The sequence below is a fragment of the Streptomyces sp. SID14478 genome (assembly GCF_010548525.1).
Classification (GTDB): domain Bacteria; phylum Actinomycetota; class Actinomycetes; order Streptomycetales; family Streptomycetaceae; genus Streptomyces.
This window is the reverse complement of record NZ_JAAGMG010000403.1, coordinates 1-3,839: the sequence shown is the minus strand read 5'-3', so window position 1 is coordinate 3,839 and position 3,839 is coordinate 1. Positions and strand designations below refer to the sequence as shown.

The 3,839-nt window shown below is 72.8% G+C and carries 4 protein-coding genes and 2 pseudogenes; 1 reads left to right on the top strand and 5 read right to left on the bottom strand.

The features are described from left to right. A pseudogene (locus tag G3I40_RS13310) lies at positions 1-285 on the bottom strand (N-acetyltransferase); the annotation flags it as partial. Positions 286-341: 56 nt separating this feature from the next. Here G3I40_RS13310 and G3I40_RS13305 point away from each other — a divergent pair. Next, positions 342-692, top strand: a complete 351-nt coding sequence (locus tag G3I40_RS13305) for a 5-carboxymethyl-2-hydroxymuconate Delta-isomerase (RefSeq protein WP_164302371.1) — start codon at positions 342-344, stop codon at positions 690-692. Positions 693-700: 8 nt separating this feature from the next. Here the strand turns inward: G3I40_RS13305 and G3I40_RS13300 are convergent, their stop codons facing one another. From G3I40_RS13300 to G3I40_RS13285, 4 genes and pseudogenes are all read right to left on the bottom strand, one after another. Beyond that, positions 701-1,393 (bottom strand): TetR/AcrR family transcriptional regulator, encoded by a 693-nt coding sequence (locus tag G3I40_RS13300; protein ID WP_164302370.1) that lies wholly within the window; start codon positions 1,391-1,393, stop codon positions 701-703. 68 nt (positions 1,394-1,461) lie between these two features. Next, positions 1,462-2,532 carry a PDR/VanB family oxidoreductase gene (locus G3I40_RS13295; protein ID WP_164302369.1) on the bottom strand — a complete coding sequence of 357 codons (1,071 nt, stop codon included), beginning with the start codon at positions 2,530-2,532 and terminating at the stop codon, positions 1,462-1,464. Then, positions 2,529-3,422 carry a metal-dependent hydrolase gene (locus G3I40_RS13290; protein WP_164302368.1) on the bottom strand — a complete coding sequence of 298 codons (894 nt, stop codon included), beginning with the start codon at positions 3,420-3,422 and terminating at the stop codon, positions 2,529-2,531. Before G3I40_RS13290 ends, G3I40_RS13295 begins: the two co-directional genes overlap by 4 nt. A gap of 77 nt (positions 3,423-3,499) precedes the next feature. Further along, a pseudogene (locus G3I40_RS13285) lies at positions 3,500-3,839 on the bottom strand (hypothetical protein); the annotation flags it as partial.

Sequence of the window (3,839 nt, the reverse complement as noted above, 5' to 3'; positions counted from 1 at the left end):
CCGCACCATCAGCCGGTGCACGTACCCCGCGACCGGCGGCTGTGCGCCCCAGGCCGGCTCGTCCGCCCACCACAGCTCGTAGCCGCCCGCGGCCGCGCCGTCGGACTCGGCGAGCCACACCTCGCCCTCCTTCATGCGCCGCCTGAAGTGCGCCTCGTCCTTCTCGCCCGGCTTCCACTGGTCGATGCCGTGATCCACCATCCAGCGGGCCGCGCCGTCGTACAGGGCGACGAGCGTGCCGAGGTCGTCGGTGTCCGCTTCGCGGAACGTGAGTTGTGCGGTCATGCCGATCACCGTAAAGCTGATCACCGACACCCGCCCCACCAGCACCGGAGCACCCCATGCCGCAGATCACCGTCGACTACTCCGCCGACCTCGACGGCCGGCTCGACCGGCCCGCACTCGCCGGGGCCGTGCACCGGGCCTGCGTCGACACCGTCGCCGCGCGGACGCCCGCCTGCAAGACCCGGTTCCGCCGGGCCGAGGAGACCGTCGTCGGGGACGGCGCCGAGGAGGCGACCGTCGTGCACGTCGAGATCGCCCTGCTCGCCGGGCGCACCGAGGAGGCCAAGGCCGCCCTCGCCGAGTCCGTCCTGGCCCTGCTGCCCGCACACATCGAGGCCCCGGCGGGCGTGCACCTGTCGACCGAGGTACGGGACCTGGAGCCCGCGTACCGCTCGGCCCGCTCCTAGGGTGCCTGCTACGCGGGCACCAGCGCCGCGAGCCGGTTGATGAGGTCCGTGAACGGGCCGTCGACGGGCTCGTCCGCGAGGATGTGGCGCAGCAGCGCCGCCATCTCCGCGTCGTACGCGGCGCTGACCGCGGCCAGCGCCGCGAAGTCGTGGACCAGTTGGAGCTGGAGCTCCTCGCGCGGGATGCGCCGGCCGTCCAGCCAGATCAGCGCCGTCGCCTCGGCCAGCGAGATCCACGAGCGGACCACCAGCTCCAGGCGCGGCGACGGGGCCGCGACCTTCAGGTGCGCGAGGATCTGGACGTACGCGGCCTGCCGGACCGAGTCGATGAGCGCGTTCGTCGCCGAGGAGCCGACGGCCGGGCCGCCGCGCATCAGCGCCGAGAAGCCCGGCCCGTGCTCGTCCACGAAGTCGAAGAACCGGACCATCACGCGCTGCAGGCGGGCGCCGAGCGGTCCGTCCTGCGGCTCCTCGAAGCGCTCCGCGAGATCCTCCGCCGCCCGCTTCAACGCGGCCTCGTACAGGCTGAGTTTGCCCGGGAAGTAGTGATAGACCAGCGGCCGCGAGATGCCCGCGGCGGCCGCTATCTCGTCGATGGAGACCTCATCGGGCGAGCGGTGGCTGAACAGTTCGAGGGCGACCTCGATCAACTGCCGCCGCCGCTCCTCGACACCCATCCTGCGCCGCACCCCGGTCGTCATACCGAACACTCTACCGAGCGGATCCGGCCGGACCGGAAGGCCGTCCCGCAGGCCCTCGCGGCGGGCGGCTAGAGATCGAGCACCAGCCGCTCACCGCGCGCCCGCGACACACAGATGAGCATCGAGGCGTTCCGCTCCGCGTCGGTGAGCAACTCGTCGCGGTGGTCGATCTCGCCTTCCAGGACGCGCTGTTGGCACGTACCGCAGAAGCCCTGCTCGCAGGAGTACGGGACGTTCGGCAGCTCCGCGCGGACCGTGGCGAGGACGCTCGCGTCCGCCGCCACGTCGAGGACCTTGCCGCTGCGCCGCAGCTCCACCGCGAACGGCCCGTTCCCCTCGGTCGCGTTGCGTGGCGTGAACCGTTCGAGATGCAGGGTGCGCCCCTCGGGCAGGGCCGCCTCCACCGCCGCCATCAGACCCTGCGGCCCGCAGCAGTACACGGCCGTGCCCGGCGCCGTGGCCGCGAGCGCCCCCGCGAGGTCAGGCAGCCCGTCCTCGTCCTGCGCCACGATGCTCACCCGCTGCGGGCCGAGCTCGTCGACCTCCTCCAGGAACGGCATCGAGGCCCGCGACCGGCCCCCGTAGAGCAGCTTCCAGTCCGCGCCGCGCGCCTCGGCCTCGCGCAGCATCGGCAGGATCGGCGTGATGCCGATGCCGCCCGCGACGAAGAGGTGGGCGGGCGCGTCCGCGGACAGCGGGAACCGGTTGCGCGGCCCGCGCACCTCCACCTCCACGCCCTCCCGCAGCTGCGCGTGCACCTCGCGGGACCCGCCGCGCCCGCCCTCCTCCTCGGGGATCAACCGCGTGGCGACGGTGTACGACGACCTGTCCTCCGGGTCGCCGCACAGCGAGTACTGCCGTACGAGACCGGAGGGCAGTACGAGATCGAGGTGGGCGCCCGGCTGCCAGGCGGGCAGGTCACGGCCCTCCAGGCGCAGTTGGACGACCCCGTCGGCTATCGCCTCGTGGCGGGTGAGGAGCAGCTTCAGCGCGCGGTCCCGGGGCCGGCCGGAGGTGGGCTCCTCCAGGGCGGGCAGCGGCCACAGCGGCGACTTCTTCACACGGTCGCGCAGCGCACGGCGCACGACGAGCGCGGCACCGGTGACGGCGGCGGCCCTGCGCAGGGTGCGGGCGTTCACCGGGCGGCTCCCGCGCCGGTCCCCGTACGCGCTTCGGCGGCGGTCGCGGCGGGGGAGGAAGCGAGATAGGCCACGGCCTGCGCGGTGTCGCCCTCCTGCTCGGGGTGGTAACTCCGGCTCAGGTAGCGGGGGATGGACCTCGCCATCGCGCCTGCCGACGGCAGTACGCCCGCCTTGCCGCTGCGGTAGAAGTCCTTGAACGTGGCCTTGCCGTCGAGCAGCGTCGGATCGTTCTCCATGAAGAAGCGGGAGCCGCGCTGCCACAGGAAGACCAGCGCCGTGAACGCCGTGGCCCAGGTGCGCACGCGGCGCCGGTAGCTGCCGTCGAGGTGCTCGAAGAGCTCGAAGGCGACCGACCGGTGCTCGACCTCCTCGGCGCCGTGCCAGCGCAGCAGGTCCAGCATGGTCGGATCGGCGCCGCGCCGGTCCAGCTCCTCGGCGTTGAGCACCCAGTTGCCGAGGAACGCGGTGTAGTGCTCGATCGCCGCGATCAGGGCGACCCGCTCCAGCAGCCACCACCGGCGCGCCCTGCCCGGCGGCAGCGTCCGGTCGCCGAGCAGCTTCTCGAAGAACCAGTCGACCTGGGCCGTGTACGGCGTCGGGTCGAGTCCCTGCTCCTTCAGGTGGGGCAGGACCTCGTCGTGGGCCTGCGAGTGCATGGCCTCCTGGCCGATGAACCCGATGACGTCCTCACGCAGCCGGTCGTCCCGTATGTGGGGCAGGACCTGCTTGTAGACGTGCACGAACCAGCGCTCGCCCGCGGGCAGGAGCAGGTGCAGCACGTTGATGGTGTGCGTGGTGAAGGGGTCGTCGGGCAGCCAGTGCAACGGGGTCCGGTCCCAGGCGAAGGACACCTGGCGTGCCTTCAGCGGGACGCGCGTATTAGACATGGCGTCAATGTACTGACGGGTAGGTCGAGGGGTACAGCCCCCTGCCCGATTTTCTTTACGTGATCGTCAACAGCGGTTCAGCGGAGGGTGGCCACCTCGGCGCCCTCGGTCGTGCGGCCGGTCAGCGACGTCTGGGCACTGCGCGTCGTGCGCACCGCCAGCACGTTGCCGGACGCCGTCGAGCCCGCCGCCGACACGGAGCCGACCTGCTTGCTGCCGCCGGCGATCAGGTACCAGTTCCCCGCCCGCGACTTCCACCGCACTCCCGCCAGCACCAGCGGCTCCCGGACCCCGCACGCCGCGGATCCCTCCGACTTCGCCGCCACGACCGCCGTCCGCGCACCCGGCGCCCGGAACAGCGCCAGGGTGCGCGGGCCGCCGCCCCGCCAGGTCTCGGCGCGGGTGCACACCCACGCG

Coding starts and splice junctions, on each gene's coding strand:
- G3I40_RS13305 (WP_164302371.1), top strand. CDS start 342: ATGCCGCAGATCACCGTCGACTACTCCGCCGACCTCGACGGCCGGCTC.
- G3I40_RS13290 (WP_164302368.1), bottom strand. CDS start 3,422: ATGTCTAATACGCGCGTCCCGCTGAAGGCACGCCAGGTGTCCTTCGCC.
- G3I40_RS13300 (WP_164302370.1), bottom strand. CDS start 1,393: ATGACGACCGGGGTGCGGCGCAGGATGGGTGTCGAGGAGCGGCGGCGG.